This window comes from Pseudomonas sp. MBLB4136 (assembly GCF_051904765.1).
Taxonomy (GTDB): domain Bacteria; phylum Pseudomonadota; class Gammaproteobacteria; order Pseudomonadales; family Pseudomonadaceae; genus Aquipseudomonas.
This window is the reverse complement of the sequence record NZ_CP196713.1, coordinates 3,585,770-3,601,491: the sequence shown is the minus strand read 5'-3', so window position 1 is coordinate 3,601,491 and position 15,722 is coordinate 3,585,770. Positions and strand designations below refer to the sequence as shown.

Here is a 15,722-nt window from a genome sequence, read left to right as displayed (position 1 = left end):
GCTAAACCTGTCACGGTAGGGCCTTTGTCCGGGCGAAAAAAAAGGTTCATCGCACTTTCCCGGGGAAGGCGGCCTTGATTTTCAGGAAGAAGTAGTCCGAGTCGCGGAAGCCATAGGCCATGCGCTTGATGACCTTGATGCGGTTGTTCACCCCCTCCAGCACGCTGGTGTGCATCGGGAAGCGGGCACTGGCGAGGATGCCGCGGAGGTAACGCCTGAGGTTCTTGGCGAAGCGCTGCAGCGGCGCCAGGCTACTGTCCCGGACGTGCCGTTGCCAGTCCCGCCAGCGCCGCCAGCCCTCCCAGACGCCGGGCGCGTACCAGATGTCCTTGAGCGCATCCTTGAGCAGGTAGACGGTGGCCAGTGATTGATTGGCTTGCAGCAGCTCCTGCAACTGCACCGCCTGCTCGCTCTTGAGGTTGGCCCGGTTGCGCAGCAGCAACCAGCGACTGCGCTTGACCACTTGGCGCGCCGGTTTGTCATGCCGTAGCAGGTTGGCCTGGTCGACGCGGATACGGTCGATCACCTCGCGGCCGTAGCGCGCCACCACATGGAACAGGTCGTACACCACCTCGGCCCGCGGGCAATGGCGCTTCACCTCCAGGTCGAAGGCCGTGTTCATGTCCATCGCCACCGCCTCGATCTGCTGGCAGCGCTCGCCAAGCAGCTCGAAGAACGGCCGAACAGCCTCGCGGCTGTTGCCGTGCCCGACCCACAGCACGCGGGTTCGCTCGGCATCCATGATCACCGTGGCGTAGCGATGGCCCTTGTGCAGGGCGAACTCGTCCATCACCAAGCGCCGCACGTCAGCGGGCTCGAAGGCGCCCACTGCGGCTTCCAATCGACGCTTGTCGATGGCCTTGAGGGTGTGCCAGTGCAAGCCGGTCAGGCGACTGACATGGCTTATCGGCAAGAGCTGCAACAGGCCTTCGAGCCAGATCTGCAAGCGCCGAGTCAGGCGTGCGGCCGGTCCCAACCAGTCGATACGCTCGGTCACGCGTCCACAGGTCAGGCAGTCGGTGCGGCGCACGGGTAACTGCAGAACAACACGCCGATCCAGCAGGTCACGGTCACGCACCTGGCGCATGCGCCGTTCGTGGATCAACGGACAGGGCTGGCCACAGCGCCCACACTGGGGTAGCCGGTTGGCCTGGGGCTCCAGCTCAATCAGCAGGGTGTTTTCAGCGGCGGGGCGGCAGGCGACGACCTCGTAGCCTGGCCAGAAAGCGGCAAGATCAATAGGATGCACGGCGACAGCAGGGACTGGGAGTTGGTGTGTTTGGCGACTGCCAATCTACCCATTTCCCTGACTGTCAACTCGCTCTTTCCCCAGAGTCCGCGAAGAACCAAAAAAAAGGTTCATCGCACTTTCCCGGGGAAGGCGGCCTTGATTTTCAGGAAGAAGTAGTCCGAGTCGCGGAAGCCATAGGCCATGCGCTTGATGACCTTGATGCGGTTGTTCACCCCCTCCAGCACGCTGGTGTGCATCGGGAAGCGGGCACTGGCGAGGATGCCGCGGAGGTAACGCCTGAGGTTCTTGGCGAAGCGCTGCAGCGGCGCCAGGCTACTGTCCCGGACGTGCCGTTGCCAGTCCCGCCAGCGCCGCCAGCCCTCCCAGACGCCGGGCGCGTACCAGATGTCCTTGAGCGCATCCTTGAGCAGGTAGACGGTGGCCAGTGATTGATTGGCTTGCAGCAGCTCCTGCAACTGCACCGCCTGCTCGCTCTTGAGGTTGGCCCGGTTGCGCAGCAGCAACCAGCGACTGCTCTTGACCACTTGGCGCGCCGGTTTGTCATGCCGTAGCAGGTTGGCCTGGTCGACGCGGATACGGTCGATCACCTCGCGGCCGTAGCGCGCCACCACATGGAACAGGTCGTACACCACCTCGGCCCGCGGGCAATGGCGCTTCACCTCCAGGTCGAAGGCCGTGTTCATGTCCATCGCCACCGCCTCGATCTGCTGGCAGCGCTCGCCAAGCAGCTCGAAGAACGGCCGAACAGCCTCGCGGCTGTTGCCGTGCCCGACCCACAGCACGCGGGTTCGCTCGGCATCCATGATCACCGTGGCGTAGCGATGGCCCTTGTGCAGGGCGAACTCGTCCATCACCAAGCGCCGCACGTCAGCGGGCTCGAAGGCGCCCACTGCGGCTTCCAATCGACGCTTGTCGATGGCCTTGAGGGTGTGCCAGTGCAAGCCGGTCAGGCGACTGACATGGCTTATCGGCAAGAGCTGCAACAGGCCTTCGAGCCAGATCTGCAAGCGCCGAGTCAGGCGTGCGGCCGGTCCCAACCAGTCGATACGCTCGGTCACGCGTCCACAGGTCAGGCAGTCGATGCGGCGCACGGGTAACTGCAGAACAACACGCCGATCCAGCAGGTCACGGTCACGCACCTGGCGCATGCGCCGTTCGTGGATCAACGGACAGGGCTGGCCACAGCGCCCACACTGGGGTAGCCGGTTGGCCTGGGGCTCCAGCTCAATCAGCAGGGTGTTTTCAGCGGCGGGGCGGCAGGCGACGACCTCGTAGCCTGGCCAGAAAGCGGCAAGATCAATAGGATGCACGGCGACAGCAGGGACTGGGAGTTGGTGTGTTTGGCGACTGCCAATCTACCCATTTCCCTGACTGTCAACTCGCTCTTTCCCCAGAGTCCGCGAAGAACCAAAAAAAACCGCCCGCGAGGGCGGCTTTCTTCGCGGCGAGACGCGGCTCAGGCCGCCGCCGGCTCCTTCACCGTCAACTCCAGCAGCTCATCGGAGCGCGCCTGCACCTCGCGATAGCGCTCGGGGTCGCGGGCCAGGACCTCACCCATGGCGGGGAAGATCTCGTTCAGCTTGCGGGTCCATTGCTCCGACTTGGCCTGGGCGGGGAAGCAGCGGCGGATCAGGTCGAGCATGATCGAAACGGTCACCGAGGCGCCCGGCGAGGCGCCGAGCAGCGCGGCGATCGAGCCATCCTCGGCGGCGACCAGTTCGGTGCCGAACTGCAGGATGCCGCCGCGCTTGGCGTCCTTCTTGATGATCTGCACGCGCTGGCCGGCCACTTCCAGGCGCCAGTCCTCGGCCTTGGCCTCCGGGTAGAAACCGCGCAGGGTTTCCAGGCGCTGCTCCTCGGACTGCAGCACTTCCTTGATCAGGTAGCGGGTCAGGTCGAAGTTGTCGCGGGCCACCGCCAGCATCGGGCCGATATTGCCCGGGCGCACCGATAGCGGCAGGTCGAGGTAGGAGCCGTGGCGCAGGAACTTGGTGGAGAAGCCTGCGTAGGGGCCGAACAGCAGCGAGGTCTTGCCGTCTACCACGCGGGTATCGAGGTGCGGTACCGACATGGGCGGCGAGCCCACGGCCGCCTGGCTGTAGACCTTGGCCTGGTGCTGTTTGACCACTTCCGGATTGTCGCAGCGCAGCCATTGGCCGCTGACCGGGAAACCGCCGTAACCCTTGCCTTCCGGAATTCCGGACAGTTGCAACAGCGGCAGGGCGGCGCCACCGGCGCCGAGGAAGACGAACTTGGCCTGGATCTCGCGATGGCTGCCGTCAATCTGGTTCTTGATGCTGACGCGCCAGCCCTGTGGATTGCGCTGCAGTCCCGTGACCTTCTGGCTGCATTTGACCCTGGCGTCCGGCTGCTTGGCCAGATGCTCGAGCAGGTGCTTGGTCACCGCGCCGAAGTTGACGTCGGTGCCGCCCAGGACCCGGGTGGCGGCGATCGGTTCGTTGGGATCGCGGCCCGGCATCATCAGCGGCATCCACTTGGCCAGGGTGGCGCGGTCTTCGCTGTATTCCATCTCGGCGAAGGCGTGGTGCTGGGTCAGCGCCTTGAAGCGCTTCTTCAGGTAGGCGATGCCCTCATGGCCACGGACGAAGCTCAGGTGCGGCACCGCGCTGATGAACGACTTGGGCGCACCGAAGCTGCCCTTCTCGATCAGGTAGGCCCAGAACTGCTTGGATTCCTCGAACTGGGTGTTGATGGTCACCGACTTCTTGATGTCGATCGAGCCATCCGCCGACTCCGGCGTGTAGTTCAGCTCGCACAGCCCGGCATGGCCGGTACCGGCGTTGTTCCAGGGGTTGGAGCTCTCGATCGCTCCGGACTCCATCAGCTCGATGATTTCCAGGCTCATGCCCGGGTCGAGTTCCTTCAGCAGCACGGCCAGGGTCGCGCTCATGATGCCGGCCCCGACCATCACCACATCTACTGTTTCGTAATCGTTGTGCGCCATTACCACTACTCCAAAAAATCAGTACCCAATTGACGGCAAGAGACCTCAGCGTGTTGTCACGCGTGTCAGAGGTCGCAGGACAGTCCCTGGGTGGCGGAGGGGATGGCAGCGCCTGTATCAGCCGCAAGATCGTTCATTATTCGCCACACTCTTGTGAAGTTGTTGAAACCGTTTTTTTCACGCTCTTTTGGAGCGGTGAACCTCAAAGAAACGCGTCTGGCCCGGGCTGGCCGGTATCGTCCAGGCAAAGATCTCGTGGCTCTACGGCACGGCGCTTTGCAGCGGGATGACGGGCGGCAACCGCAAGGGGCAGCGCGAAGTGGGCGACTCTCTGGGGCGAGGCCGATGGCTCATGCATCAGCGGGACGGCGAGGCCCGATCAGGAGGCGTCCTTATAATCGGGGCGCGATTATAAGGCGAAAGCGGAAAAATTGATTGCCCTGTGTGACTTTTCTTCTTCCGCTGGTCAGGCCGCCAACGCTTTGCCGAGGGGTGGGTGCGGGGCGACTGGCAGAGTCCGGGCACCGGCAGGCAGTGGCTGGTGCAGCCAGGTGAGCCGTTGTTCGTTGACCTCGATCCAGCCGGCACCGCACGGGGCCTGGGCCGACTGGCGGAAGGCGCGGCACAGGCCCTGGCCATCGAGCAGGGCAAAGGTCCGCAGTGGCGGGCGGGGGGCGAACAGCGAGCGTAGCGACAGCATGGTGCAGAACCCTCGGCGGTGACGACTAAAGTCTTATGCCATGGGGCGATGACAGGCGAGTGACAGGAACCCGCGAACGCCGCGGCGTGTCACACAGGCGACGCTGTTAGCGCATCGAACCGCTGGTTATACTGCCGGCCACTTTGCACCCCTCTAAGGAGAGATGAGCATGCTGCATCGCCTGCTGTTTGGACTGTTCGCTGTCGCCAGCCTGACCCTGGCCGGCTGTGCGCACAGCCCGCAACAACTCAGCCCGCAACCGAAGATCAACAGTCCCCTGGTGGCCGTTGGCCAAGGCCAGCCGGTGGTGGTACGGGTGGTCGATGGTCGTCCGTCGCCGGTGCTCGGCACCCGTGGTGGCCTGTACCCGGAAACCAGCGCCATCAGCGTCAGCGGCCAGGACATCCTGCCCAAGCTGCAGGCCCAGGCCGAGGCGGCGGTGCGCCTGCTCGGCTTCACCCCGACGCCGAACGCCTACAATGCGCCGCAACTGACCCTGACCCTGGCCGAACTCAAGTACCAGTCGCCGAAAGAGGGGCTGTACGTCACCGAGTCGGACATCACCGCCACCATCCGCGCCGACGTGCAGAACAGTTCGCGTCGCTACAGCGGTCGTTACGGGGCGTCGTTGAACCAGCGTTTCGGCATGGCGCCGAATCAGGAAGCCAACACCAAGCTGGTCAGCGATGTGCTGAGCGACGCACTGACCCGCGCCTTCAAGGACCCGACCATCGGTCAGTTGCTGCTCCAGTGAGCAGGCAGGCGTAAATGAAAAGCCCGGATTCATCCGGGCTTTTTCTTGGGCGTCGCGCGGCGTTCAGGCCGCTTCGGCATACAGCTCAGGCAGGCTCAGGCCGGTGCGCCGGTCGATGTCCGGCAGGTCATAGTGTTCGTGGCCACCGAGGGCGCAGTAGACCAGCCACTGGTGGTCCTGCACGTTGAAGGAAAGTCCATCTATCAGCTCTTCCACTTCATCCAGCGAGTCGATCAGGTAGTCGCGATCAACGGGTTGCGGGTTAAGCATGGTCAGGTCTCCGTGAGCGGGTTGAGTGCGCAGCCGCAACGCGGTTGCGTAGCAAAGTGCATTCAAACCCTAGGCCAGTCATATGACGATTTTGGGATGGCTTAAGACGATTTCGGGATAGCGCCCACGTTCGTCGGGAACAAGTCTTATAAAGCTGGAGCTCCAGTAAACTGCCCGGCGTATTTCGGACGGTTCGCTGCGGCGCGGCGGTGTGAAGTGCGATCGATGGCGGTGCTCGCGGCGAATGGTCTGCGTCTCTGATGGTTGAATCAGCAGCCTTTGTCCGCTGACGGCCCCCCGTCGGATCGCCTCACGCGGCTGGAGCGAGCTGGTTTTTCCCCGTTGTGGTGCACTCGGCGCGGCCGTGCACCGTTGTGATGTGGAGGTTGCTGATGTCCCTGCAGGCGCTCTGGTCCCTGTTCCTTGTCCATCCGGCCCAGTCGGCCAACTCACTGGCGCTGTTCTTCGCCGTCGCCGGGGCCTGGCTGCTACTGGCCACCCGTCTGCGTGAGCAGCGCGGCCAGGCTCGCCTGGCGGCCGAGAGCGAACTCGATGGGATCTCCGCCCAGGCCAGCCTGCTGAGCGAGGCGACCTTGCGGATGAACCGCTTCTTCTACCGCTTCGGTTATGCCTGCCTGGCGATCGCCCTGGCGGTGTCGGGGATCAGCACCAAGCTGTGAGTGGCGCCTGCGGGCGACAAGAAGACAAAAAAGGCAGCCCGCGGGCTGCCTTTTTCATGACGCGGCGAACGCCTAGAGTGGCAAGCCCGCCTTGACCCGGTACTGGTTGCGCACCGGGTTGGCGTATTGCAGCACCAGGTAGGGCTGCTGTTCGGTCGGACAGGCCGCCAGGCGCTCCTGCCACTGGGTCTGGGCGGCGGCCAGCTCTTCGGCGGGGAACAGCTGCGCGGCCTCGGGCACCTGCAGTTCGGGGTCGCGCTCGGCCCACATCGCATAGGCCAGGTAGTGCACCGGGAACAGGCGGTAGCCGGCGAGTATCTGCCGGTCCATCTCGGCGGCCAGCTGCTTGCTGTCGTCCGGGCAGCTGCTCAGGGGCTCGCCGAAATGCACATGCACGCGGCCCTTGTAGCCGGTGATGCCGAGGGCGATGCTCTGGTCGTCCTCGCCGGGAGCCTTGTCGTAGCGACCGCTTGCGGCGCGCACGCACAGCTCGCGCGCCTTGGCCAGGTCGCAGGGGTCGTATTCGTAGCTGATCGACACCGGCGTCAGCTTCAGCGAGGCGATGACATCGGCGAACGGCTCGTCCTTGCGGCTCATGTGGAACATCTTGAGGATCGCCGAGTCGGTGCGGTCGTCGCCGTCCTTGGCGCGGCCTTCGGCCTGGGCGATCCAGATCGACTCGCCATCCTGGCGGATCGAGTGGCTGATGTAGGCGGACAGCAGCTGGTAGGCGGCGAGCTTCTCGCGGCGGCCGCTGAGCGAGCGGTGCACGATGAAGCTCTTGTTCAGGCGCATCAGGTCGCTGACGAAGGGCTTCTGCAGCAGGTTGTCGCCGATGGCGATGCGTGGCGTCGGCAGGCCGGCGTGGTACACCGCATAGTTGACGAAGGCCGGGTCCATGACGATGTCGCGGTGATTGGCGAGGAACAGGTAGGCGCTGCCGGGCTTGAGTCGCTCGACCCCGGAGTAGGTCACGCCATCGGTGGCGCGCTCGATGGTGCGGTCGACGTAGTGCTCGATCCGGTCCTGCAGCGCCGCCACCGAGGCGACATCCTTGAACTCGCGGCGCAGGCGATAGGCTATAAGTGGTTTAAGCAGCCAGCCGAGGTTGCCGGCCAGGCGCGGGAAGCGGAACTGGGTGAGGATGTCGAGGAACGCATCGTCGGCCAGCAAGCGTGCCAGGACGGCGGGGACTTCGGCGTCGGCGTAGGGTCGGATGGCATCGAATTCGCCCATCATGCTCTCTTGTCGGTGTTCGGCTGCGGTTAACAGGCCTGTTGAAGGTGAGGGCCCGGTTCTGCGGGGCCAGCAATAGACCGGCGATTATACGCGCAAGTCACAGGGAGGCCGCGATGCTGGAAACCCAGGAATATCAATGCCCCTACTGCGGCGAAGTCGTCGAGGCGCTGCTCGACCTGTCCGCCGGCGATCAGCAGTACATCGAGGACTGCCCGGTGTGCTGCCGGCCGATTGTCTTCGACCTGCGCAGCGATGGCGTAGACTGGACCCTGGATGTTCGTGGAGAAAACGACTGATGCAGCGCATCTACGAACCACTGGACCTGATGGAAGGCGAGCTGCTGCTGGGCATGCTGGCCAGCGAGGGCATCGACGCCCACCTCAGCGGTCGCCACCTGATCGGCGCCGTCGGCGAGCTGCCGGCCTGCGGCCTGCTCGGGGTGATGGTCGAGGATCGCCAGGCCGAGCGCGCACAGCAGTTGATCGCCGCGTACAATGCCGCGCAACCGCTGCCCGGCGATGAGCCGGAGAATACACAGGGCGTGCTGATCTGCTGATCGGCAGAAGCGCCCCCGCCTGATCCATATCGAGTTGCCCCATGAGTGGACGTTACGCCCTGTTCCGCTGGACGCCCGCGTTCGCGGCGCTGCCCGGCTTTCCCGCCGACCAGCAGCCCCACTGGAATATCGCGCCCAATGCCCAGGTCCTGCTGCTGCGCCAGGTCGCCGGCGAACGCCAGCTGAGCCGCGTGCGTTGGGGCCTGACCCCGCCCTGGCTGACCGACCTGTCGAAGACCCCGGCCCAGGCGCGCGCCGAGACCCTGGCCGAGCAGCCGATGTTTCGCCAGGCCTTTCGCCAGCGTCGCGGCTTGCTGCCGGCCAACGGCTTCTACGAGTGGCGTGGCAGCGCACGCAAACGGCCCTATTGGCTGACCGGTGAAGGCTCGACGCTGTATTTCGCCGCACTGTGGGAGGCCTATCCCGTGGAAGGTCAGGTCTACCTCAGCGCCGCCCTGGTGACCCAGGCGGCGGCCAACCAGCGGCGCCCGCTGATTCTCGATGAAGCCGGCCAGGCGGCCTGGCTGGCCGAGGACACGCCCCAGGCCGAGCTGCTGGCGCTGCTGGCCAGCCCGCCGACGCCGCTGCGCGAGCGGGTGCTGGCCAATCTGGTCAACGACCCCAGGCTCGATGGCCCGGAGTGCCTGACGCCGGCCTGACGCCGGCGGCGAGCGGCGGCTGGCGCTAGACCTTGAACTGATTGATCAGCCGGCGTTGCTGCTCGGCCAGCTTGGTCAGCTGGGCACTGGCCTGGCTGGCCTCGTCGGCGCCGCTGGCGACCTGGTTGGCCACCTGGCCGATATTGCTGACGTTGCGGTTGATGTCCTCGGCCACCGCGCTCTGCTCCTCGGCGGCGCTGGCGATCTGGTTGTTCATGTCATTGATCACCGAGACCGCCTGGGTGATCGACGTCAGGGCCTGGGCAGCCTCGCTGGCCTGGCGCACGCTGATGTCGGTGCGGCTCTGGCTGTCCTCCATGACCTTCACCACCTCCCGGGTGCCCTGCTGCAGCTGTTCGATCATGCTCTGGATCTCGCCGGTGGCCTGCTGGGTCTTCTGCGCCAGGTTGCGCACTTCGTCGGCGACCACGGCGAAGCCGCGGCCCTGCTCCCCGGCGCGCGCCGCTTCGATCGCGGCGTTGAGAGCGAGCAGGTTGGTCTGTTCGGCGATGCTGCGGATCGTCACCAGGATGGCGTTGATGTTCTCGCTGTCCCGGGCCAGGTGCTGCACCACGCCGACCGCGCGGCCGATCTCGCCGGCCAGGGCGCCGATCGCGTCGGCGCTCTGTTGGACGATCTGCATGCCATGGCTGGCCGCCTGGTCAGCGTGGTGAGCGGCCTCGGCCGCCTGGGTGGCGTTGCGCGCGACGTCCTGGGCGGTGGCGGTCATCTCATGCACCGCGGTGGCCACCAGTTCGATCTCCGCCAGCTGCTGCTGTACGCCCTGGTTGGTGCGAATGGCGATGTCGGCGGTGTGCTCGGAGGAGTCGCTGACCTGCTGCACCGAGCCGATCACCTGGCCGATCATCGCCTGCAGCTTGCCGAGGAAGGTGTTGAAGCCGCCGGCGATGGCGCCCAGCTCATCGCGCCGTGTACTGCTCAGGCGGCGGGTCAGGTCGCCCTCGCCTTGGGCGATGTCGTCGAGCATGGCGACCATCTGCTTCAACGGGCGGGCAATGCCATAGCCGACGAACCACACCACCAGCAGGCCGATGGCGGCGATCAGCAGGCCGATCATGGCCATGCCGAGGGTGTCGCTGTCGCGTTGCTGGCTCAGGTCGTTCTGCAGCGCCTGCAGGTCGGCCATCACCGTGCTCAGCGGCAGTTTCAACATCAGCGTCCAGCGTGCATCGGTGTTGCCGACCGGGAAGCTCTGCAGCAGCTGGATATGGCCGGCGGCCGGATCGTCCGCGACCTGCACGGCATACTGGCTCTGGCCCGGTTGCAGGCCCTTGAGCTGGCTCATGGCAGCGGCATCGAGCAGTGCGTTGGCCGGCTCGCCGAGCTTGTCCGGGGCCTGGGTCGAGGCCACCAGGCGGCCGTTGCTGGCGATCAGCGCCAGTTCGCCGGCGCCGTCGTAGAGCTTGCGGTCGGCGGCCAGCAGCAGGTCCTGAATGAAGTTCACCGACAGGTCGGCGCCGGCGATGCCGCGGAACTGGCCGTCGACCAGGATGGGCGTGGTGAAGGAGGCCAGCATGACCATCTTGCCGCCGACGTCGTAGGGCGCCGGGTCGATGGCGCAGGGCCGCTTGCGTTCCTTCGGGCACAGGTAGTACTCGCCTTCGCGCACGCCGGTGGGCAGCAGCTTGTCGCTCTCCATGAAGCCGATCACGTCCAGCGCCAGGCTGCCATCGGCATTGCGGAACCACCACGGCGTGAAGCGCCCGGTCGCGTCGTTGCCGCCGGCCTGGTCGCCGGTATAGAAGCGGTCGTTGCCATCGAAGGCGTCGGCTTCCCAGCCCAGGTAGCTGCCGAGCAGCTTGGGGTTCTGCGCGGTGGTTTCGCGGACCAGATTGAACAGCTCTTCGCGGCTCAGCGACAACAGGCGCCCGCCGTCGGCCGCCTGCATGCCGACCAGGGCGTTGACCCGCGCCAGGTCGGCCGTCACCTGCAGGGGCAGTTCCAGTTCGCGCTGGATCTGCAGCACCTGGGCATCGGCCAGAGCCGTCAGGCGCTGCTCGATGACCTGCTCGAGCAGCACCTGGCTACGTTGTTGCACCAGTTCCTGGGTGCGCGCGCCGGCGAACAGCGCGTACAGCACCAGTGCCACCACTACGGCAAGGACGCTGGCGCCGGCCAGTGCGGCCACGGAAAACTGAATGGATCGGAAATTCATGGAGACTCCAAACTCGCGGGGGAACGCCAGTCCCTAGATCGGCAGCGCGAAGAAAAACTGAGGGGCGATTGTGCGGAATGCGTGCGCCAGCTGTCTGTCTAGATGCGACGCGGTTGCCGGTCATTCCCGCGCGGCCGTAGCATACCGAGCTCAAATTTGTGGAGAAGCACCATGGCCAAGCCTTTATACCTCTGCGCACTGACTGCGGCCCTGCTGCTGGCTGGATGCCAAGCCGTCAACACCACCAGCGGCGGAGCGGTGGGGGTCGAGCGCAAGCAGTACATGCTCGGCATGCTGTCGAGCCAGGAAGTCAATCAGATGTATGCCCAGTCCTATCAGCAGACCCTGGCGGAGGCGGCGAGCAAGGGCGTGCTGGACAAGAGCAGCGCCAATGCCAGGCGCCTGCGCGCGATCACCGACCGGCTTATCCAGCAGGCGCCGATCTTCCGTCCGGAGGCCGCGCAGTGGCAGTGGGAGGTCAACCTGATCAAGAACGACGAGCTCAACGCCAACTGCGGGCCTGGCGGCAAGATCATCTTCTACAGCGGCCTGATGGAAAAGCTCAGGCTCACCGACGATGAGATCGCCGCGATCATGGGCCACGAAATGGCCCACGCCCTGCGCGAGCACAGCCGCGAAGCCATGTCCAAGGCCTACGGCCTGGGCCTCGCCAAGCAGGGGGCCGGCGCGCTGCTCGGTTTGGGCGAGGGCACCATGGCCATCGCCGACGCGGCGGTGCAGTACGGCCTGACGCTGCCCAACAGTCGCGGCAACGAGAACGAGGCCGACCTGATCGGCCTGGAACTGGCCGCCCGGGCCGGCTACAACCCCAATGCCGCCATCAGCCTGTGGCACAAGATGGCCCAGGCCAGCAATGGCGCACCGCCGGAGTTCATGAGCACCCACCCGTCGTCGAGCAGCCGGATTGCCGCCCTGCAGGCGGCGATCCCGAAGGTCATGCCACTCTACGAGCAGGCCAAGGCCTCGCGCTGATCCCGTTGCCGAGCCGTCGCGCCCGGCCACCGGTCGGCCGGTGCTGGGCGTCTTACTGTCCCTGGTGCGAGGGCGACTCGTGAAATATGCCGTGTTTGGCGCCACCGGCCTGCTTGGCCATCACGCCGCCCGGGCGGTCAAGGCCGCGGGGCACCAGCTGCGGCTGATTCATCGGCCGTCTTCGCGCATCGAGCGCCTCGCCTATCTGGGGGCCGAATGCCGCGCCGCCGAGCTGTTCGACCATGCCGAGCTGAGCCGGGCGCTGCAGGGCATCGACGGCGTGATGTTCTGCGCCGGACACTACCCGGGCCTGCCGCGGCGTTGGCAGGATGAGGTGGCCTGCGCCCTGGACCAGAGCAATCACTTCTATGCCGCCTGCCTGGCGGCCGAGGTGCCCCGGATCCTCTATGTCGGGGCGGCCATCGCCTTGCCCCGGCACCCGGGGGGGCTGCCAGGGCATGAGGGGCTGTTCTACGAGGGCATGCCGCGCTGGCGCAACCCCTACCTGCTGTGCAAGTGGGCGCTGGACGAACAGGCCCGCGAGCAGGCCCGCTGCGGCTTGCCGGTGGTCATCGCGATCCCGGGTATGACCCTGGGTCCCCTCGATGTCGGCCCCAGCACTGGGCGCCTGATCACCGCGATCGCCAGCGGCACGATGCGCCACTACGTGCCGGGGGCGCGCAACCTGATCGACGCGGCGGAGGCGGGGCGCGGCTTGCTACTGGCCCTGGAGCGCGGGCGGGTCGGTGAGCGTTACCTGCTTACCGGGCAGAACATCCAGCTGGCCGAGCTGACCGCGCGCATCGCCGCCTTGCTCGGTGTGCGTGCGCCAAGGCCGGTGCCCCTGGCGCTGGCCCGGGGCGTGGCGGCGTTGGGCCGGTTGCGCTACCGGCTCAGTGGCCGCGCGCCTCTGCTGGACGACACGGCGCTGGCGGTAATGGCGGGCGGGCAGTACCTGGACGGCAGCAAGGCGCGGGAGGAGCTCGGCTTCGTCGCCGAGCAGTCACTGGACGACACCCTGGGGCGCGCCATCCAGTGGTTTCGGGAGAACGGCTACATCGACGTCTGAGGTGCGGTTTGCCTCAGGGCAGGGCCTTTTCCGCGTAAGGCCGCGCGTGCAGGCCGAGTTGCGCGCGGAAGCTCTCCATGTCGAACATGGTGCAGATTTCCTGGATCTCGTGGCGCGCGGTTAGCGTCCAGAAGGCCATGGCCGAGATGCTCAGCACCTTGTCGCTGGGCGGGTAGCCGAAGGCCGGCGTCTCGATGGTGCCGATCAGCGTGCTCCAGGTGACCACCTTGTTGCCTTCGGCGACGCATTCCTCGACCACCACTTCCAGGTCCGGCATGGCGCGGCGGATGCCCTGCACCATATCGGCAAACGCCGCACTGCGTAGCGGCTGCCCGGCAAAGGAACTCTTGTAGAGAAAGTCCTTGCTGTGCAGTTGCTCGACCAGGGCCAGATGGCCCTTGTTCCAAGACAGGTCGATATGCCGGCGCACCAGCCGTTTCCGATCATCCAATGACATGACGCACTCCATGACTACCTGCAGGGTTGAGCAGATTGTTGCGCAGGATACCAGCAGTGGATGCCGGGCGAATATCGGCTCGTTCGCCCGTATCACCGCCGTGGTTCAGCCCAGGGGCGCCAGTTTCAGGGCCTGGTAGCCGGCGTAGAGCGCCAGGGCGGCGAAGGCGCAGGCCGCGACGCGGCGGATCAGGGTCAGCGGCAGACGCTCGGCGGCAAAGTTGCCGGCCAGCACCACCGGCACGTTGGCGATCAGCATGCCCAGGGTAGTGCCTAGCACCACCAGCAGGAAATGCGGGTACTGGGCCGCCAGCATCACCGTGGCGACCTGGGTCTTGTCGCCCATCTCGGCGAGGAAGAAGGCCACCAGGGTGGCGAGGAACGGGCCGTGGCGCCTTAGCCCGGAGCCTTCGTCGTCGTCCAGGCGGTCGGGGACCAGGGTCCACAGGGCGACCGCGGCGAAACTGGCGGCGAGCAGCCAGCCCAGCTGGGACGCGGAAAACAGGCCGGCGACCCAGGTGCCGAATGCGCCGGCGGCCAAGTGATTGGCCAGGGTGGCGACCAGTATCCCGGCGATGATCGGCCAGGGGCGGCGGTAGCGGGCGGCCAGCAACAAGGCGAGCAGTTGCGTCTTGTCGCCGATTTCGGCGAGGGCGACGATGAGGGTGGGGACGGCGAGGGATTCCAGCATCGGGCTTCCAGAGGGGCGGGTCGACTTGGCTATGACACGTACGACCTTCCCGCCCCGGGTGAGGTGTGCGTGTCATAGGTCTTGTCAAACCGCAGGCCCGGAGTGTGGGCCTTGGGTCGCACGCGCCATGGTCGGTTGACCAAGTATGTTGACGCGTGCCGGGCGAGCCGCCGGTGCAGCTGGGCTCGCGGGAGACTACTCCCCTAGGACGGGCGCATTCTGCCCAAACCGATGGGCTTGGGCAAGGCGATGGTGCAGGTTCAGCGCTTGCTCGCCCGGTAGATGCGAAAGCCGTTGGCCTCGGCCAGGGTCTGGCAGGGGCCCAGGTGCTGCTCGATCAGCGGTGGGTACTTGAGGAAGCTGTTGGCCACCAGGCGCAGCTGGCCGGCCGGTTGCAGATGCTGGCCGGCCTGGCGCAACAGCTGCTCGGTGGCCTGGTAGTGGGTATGCACGCCCTGGTGGAAGGGCGGGTTGCTGAGGATGGCGCTCAGCGCCTTGGGCGCGGCATCGATGCCGTCGCCGCTGATCACCTCCGCCTCCAGGCGGTTCGCCGCCAGGGTCAGGCGGCTGCTGGCCACGGCAAAGGCGTCGACATCCAGCAGGCTCACCTGGCTTGCGGGGTAGCGGCGCTTGAGGGCGGCGCCGAGCACGCCGGCGCCGCAGCCGAAGTCCAGCAGGTGGCCCGCCGGCAGCTGCTCCAGATGCTCCAGCAACAGGGCGCTGCCGACGTCCAGGCGGCCGTGGCTGAACACCCCGGGCAGGCTGACCACTGCCAGCGGGCCGTCCGCCAGCGGCAGGCTGTAGTGCCGGGCCAGGCTTTCCAGCTCCGGGCTGTCCGGCGCCTGGTCCACCTGCACCTGCCACAGCTGGCAATGGCGGGCGCTGTCGAGCTTGCGCGGTCTGCCGAAGGTCGCCAGCTGCTTGGCCGCCCGTTCGACGCCGGCGCGCTTCTCGCCGACCAGGAACAGTCGGCGGCCCGCCAGGCGCGCGGCCAGGGCGGCCAGCAGGTAGTCGGTCAGTTCGCGGGACTTCGGCAGGAACAGCACGGCCGCCTCGAACTCGGCCGCCGGTGGGCTCACGCCGAACTGGCTGCGCCCGGCAAAGCGGCCCTCAAGGCTGGCCTGGTCGCCGGCGTGCCAGCTCCAGCCGAGGGCTTCGGGCAACTGACCGAGCAGGTCGTCGGCCGGCAGGCCGGCCAGCAGGGTGGCGCCGGCAAAGAGTTCGGCCTGACGCAGCAGCACTTCGCTTCGCGGGTCCATAAG

At 66.4% G+C, this 15,722-nt stretch carries 17 protein-coding genes, 2 pseudogenes and 1 riboswitch; of the genes and pseudogenes, 7 read left to right on the top strand and 12 right to left on the bottom strand.

Features of this window, described 5'->3' with window-relative positions; translation table 11 throughout:
• Positions 1-46: 46 nt before the first annotated feature.
• The 4 genes from ACSX1D_RS16320 to ACSX1D_RS16305 form a co-directional block, all read right to left on the bottom strand.
• A complete protein-coding gene (locus ACSX1D_RS16320) occupies positions 47-1,249 on the bottom strand; it encodes an ISL3 family transposase (protein WP_439859225.1) in 1,203 nt (400 codons plus the stop codon).
• A gap of 110 nt (positions 1,250-1,359) precedes the next feature.
• Positions 1,360-2,562, bottom strand: coding sequence for an ISL3 family transposase (locus ACSX1D_RS16315; RefSeq protein ID WP_439859130.1), 1,203 nt, complete (start codon positions 2,560-2,562; stop codon positions 1,360-1,362).
• A 146-nt stretch (positions 2,563-2,708) separates the two neighbouring features.
• Positions 2,709-4,217: a malate dehydrogenase (quinone) gene (gene mqo, locus ACSX1D_RS16310; protein ID WP_439859505.1), complete on the bottom strand. Its 1,509-nt coding sequence runs from the start codon at positions 4,215-4,217 to the stop codon at positions 2,709-2,711.
• A gap of 466 nt (positions 4,218-4,683) precedes the next feature.
• On the bottom strand, positions 4,684-4,917 hold the full coding sequence (locus ACSX1D_RS16305; protein WP_439859504.1) for a hypothetical protein: 234 nt from the start codon (positions 4,915-4,917) through the stop codon (positions 4,684-4,686).
• Between the two features lie 169 nt (positions 4,918-5,086).
• Here ACSX1D_RS16305 and ACSX1D_RS16300 point away from each other — a divergent pair, with 169 nt between their 5' ends.
• Positions 5,087-5,671 carry a YajG family lipoprotein gene (locus ACSX1D_RS16300; RefSeq protein ID WP_439859503.1) on the top strand — a complete coding sequence of 195 codons (585 nt, stop codon included), beginning with the start codon at positions 5,087-5,089 and terminating at the stop codon, positions 5,669-5,671.
• 63 nt (positions 5,672-5,734) lie between these two features.
• On the opposite strand, the gene ACSX1D_RS16295 is transcribed toward ACSX1D_RS16300, so the two are convergent.
• The gene (locus tag ACSX1D_RS16295) at positions 5,735-5,941 is read right to left on the bottom strand and encodes a hypothetical protein (RefSeq protein WP_439859502.1); all 207 of its coding nucleotides are present in this window, start codon (positions 5,939-5,941) and stop codon (positions 5,735-5,737) included.
• A gap of 392 nt (positions 5,942-6,333) precedes the next feature.
• On the opposite strand from ACSX1D_RS16295, the gene ACSX1D_RS16290 reads away from it, so the two are divergent.
• On the top strand, positions 6,334-6,621 hold the full coding sequence (locus tag ACSX1D_RS16290; RefSeq protein WP_439859501.1) for a hypothetical protein: 288 nt from the start codon (positions 6,334-6,336) through the stop codon (positions 6,619-6,621).
• 72 nt (positions 6,622-6,693) lie between these two features.
• Here ACSX1D_RS16290 and ACSX1D_RS16285 read toward each other — a convergent pair whose 3' ends face one another.
• A complete protein-coding gene (locus ACSX1D_RS16285) occupies positions 6,694-7,860 on the bottom strand; it encodes a 1-acyl-sn-glycerol-3-phosphate acyltransferase (RefSeq protein WP_439859500.1) in 1,167 nt (388 codons plus the stop codon).
• A gap of 113 nt (positions 7,861-7,973) precedes the next feature.
• Here ACSX1D_RS16285 and ACSX1D_RS16280 point away from each other — a divergent pair, with 113 nt between their 5' ends.
• The 3 genes from ACSX1D_RS16280 to ACSX1D_RS16270 are packed head-to-tail and all read left to right on the top strand — an operon-like array spanning position 7,974 to position 9,075.
• Positions 7,974-8,156, top strand: coding sequence for a CPXCG motif-containing cysteine-rich protein (locus ACSX1D_RS16280; RefSeq protein WP_439859499.1), 183 nt, complete (start codon positions 7,974-7,976; stop codon positions 8,154-8,156).
• A complete protein-coding gene (locus ACSX1D_RS16275) occupies positions 8,156-8,416 on the top strand; it encodes a putative signal transducing protein (protein WP_439859498.1) in 261 nt (86 codons plus the stop codon). The genes ACSX1D_RS16280 and ACSX1D_RS16275 overlap by 1 nt, the downstream gene beginning before the upstream one ends.
• A 41-nt stretch (positions 8,417-8,457) precedes the next feature.
• On the top strand, positions 8,458-9,075 hold the full coding sequence (locus ACSX1D_RS16270; protein WP_439859497.1) for an SOS response-associated peptidase: 618 nt from the start codon (positions 8,458-8,460) through the stop codon (positions 9,073-9,075).
• 25 nt (positions 9,076-9,100) lie between these two features.
• Here the strand turns inward: ACSX1D_RS16270 and ACSX1D_RS16265 are convergent, their stop codons facing one another.
• The 3 genes and pseudogenes from ACSX1D_RS16265 to ACSX1D_RS16255 form a co-directional block, all read right to left on the bottom strand.
• Positions 9,101-9,805, bottom strand: a complete 705-nt coding sequence (locus ACSX1D_RS16265; RefSeq protein ID WP_439862347.1) for a methyl-accepting chemotaxis protein — start codon at positions 9,803-9,805, stop codon at positions 9,101-9,103.
• A 198-nt stretch (positions 9,806-10,003) separates the two neighbouring features.
• Positions 10,004-10,063, bottom strand: a pseudogene (locus tag ACSX1D_RS16260) (hypothetical protein); the annotation flags it as partial.
• Positions 10,064-10,401: 338 nt separating this feature from the next.
• Positions 10,402-11,251: pseudogene (locus ACSX1D_RS16255) on the bottom strand (cache domain-containing protein); the annotation flags it as partial.
• A gap of 171 nt (positions 11,252-11,422) precedes the next feature.
• On the opposite strand from ACSX1D_RS16255, the gene ACSX1D_RS16250 reads away from it, so the two are divergent.
• Both ACSX1D_RS16250 and ACSX1D_RS16245 read left to right on the top strand, forming a co-directional pair.
• Positions 11,423-12,244 carry a M48 family metallopeptidase gene (locus ACSX1D_RS16250; RefSeq protein ID WP_439859496.1) on the top strand — a complete coding sequence of 274 codons (822 nt, stop codon included), beginning with the start codon at positions 11,423-11,425 and terminating at the stop codon, positions 12,242-12,244.
• A 79-nt stretch (positions 12,245-12,323) separates the two neighbouring features.
• Complete coding sequence (locus ACSX1D_RS16245) at positions 12,324-13,313, top strand: NAD-dependent epimerase/dehydratase family protein (RefSeq protein ID WP_439859495.1); 990 nt, start codon at positions 12,324-12,326, stop codon at positions 13,311-13,313.
• Between the two features lie 13 nt (positions 13,314-13,326).
• Here the strand turns inward: ACSX1D_RS16245 and ACSX1D_RS16240 are convergent, their stop codons facing one another.
• The 3 genes from ACSX1D_RS16240 to ACSX1D_RS16230 form a co-directional block, all read right to left on the bottom strand.
• The gene (locus ACSX1D_RS16240) at positions 13,327-13,770 is read right to left on the bottom strand and encodes a ketosteroid isomerase-related protein (protein WP_439859494.1); all 444 of its coding nucleotides are present in this window, start codon (positions 13,768-13,770) and stop codon (positions 13,327-13,329) included.
• Positions 13,771-13,875: 105 nt separating this feature from the next.
• The gene (locus ACSX1D_RS16235) at positions 13,876-14,457 is read right to left on the bottom strand and encodes a TMEM165/GDT1 family protein (protein WP_439862346.1); all 582 of its coding nucleotides are present in this window, start codon (positions 14,455-14,457) and stop codon (positions 13,876-13,878) included.
• 77 nt (positions 14,458-14,534) lie between these two features.
• Positions 14,535-14,676, bottom strand: a riboswitch (yybP-ykoY riboswitch).
• A gap of 44 nt (positions 14,677-14,720) precedes the next feature.
• Positions 14,721-15,719, bottom strand: a complete 999-nt coding sequence (locus ACSX1D_RS16230; RefSeq protein ID WP_439859493.1) for a methyltransferase — start codon at positions 15,717-15,719, stop codon at positions 14,721-14,723.
• Positions 15,720-15,722 lie beyond the last annotated feature (3 nt).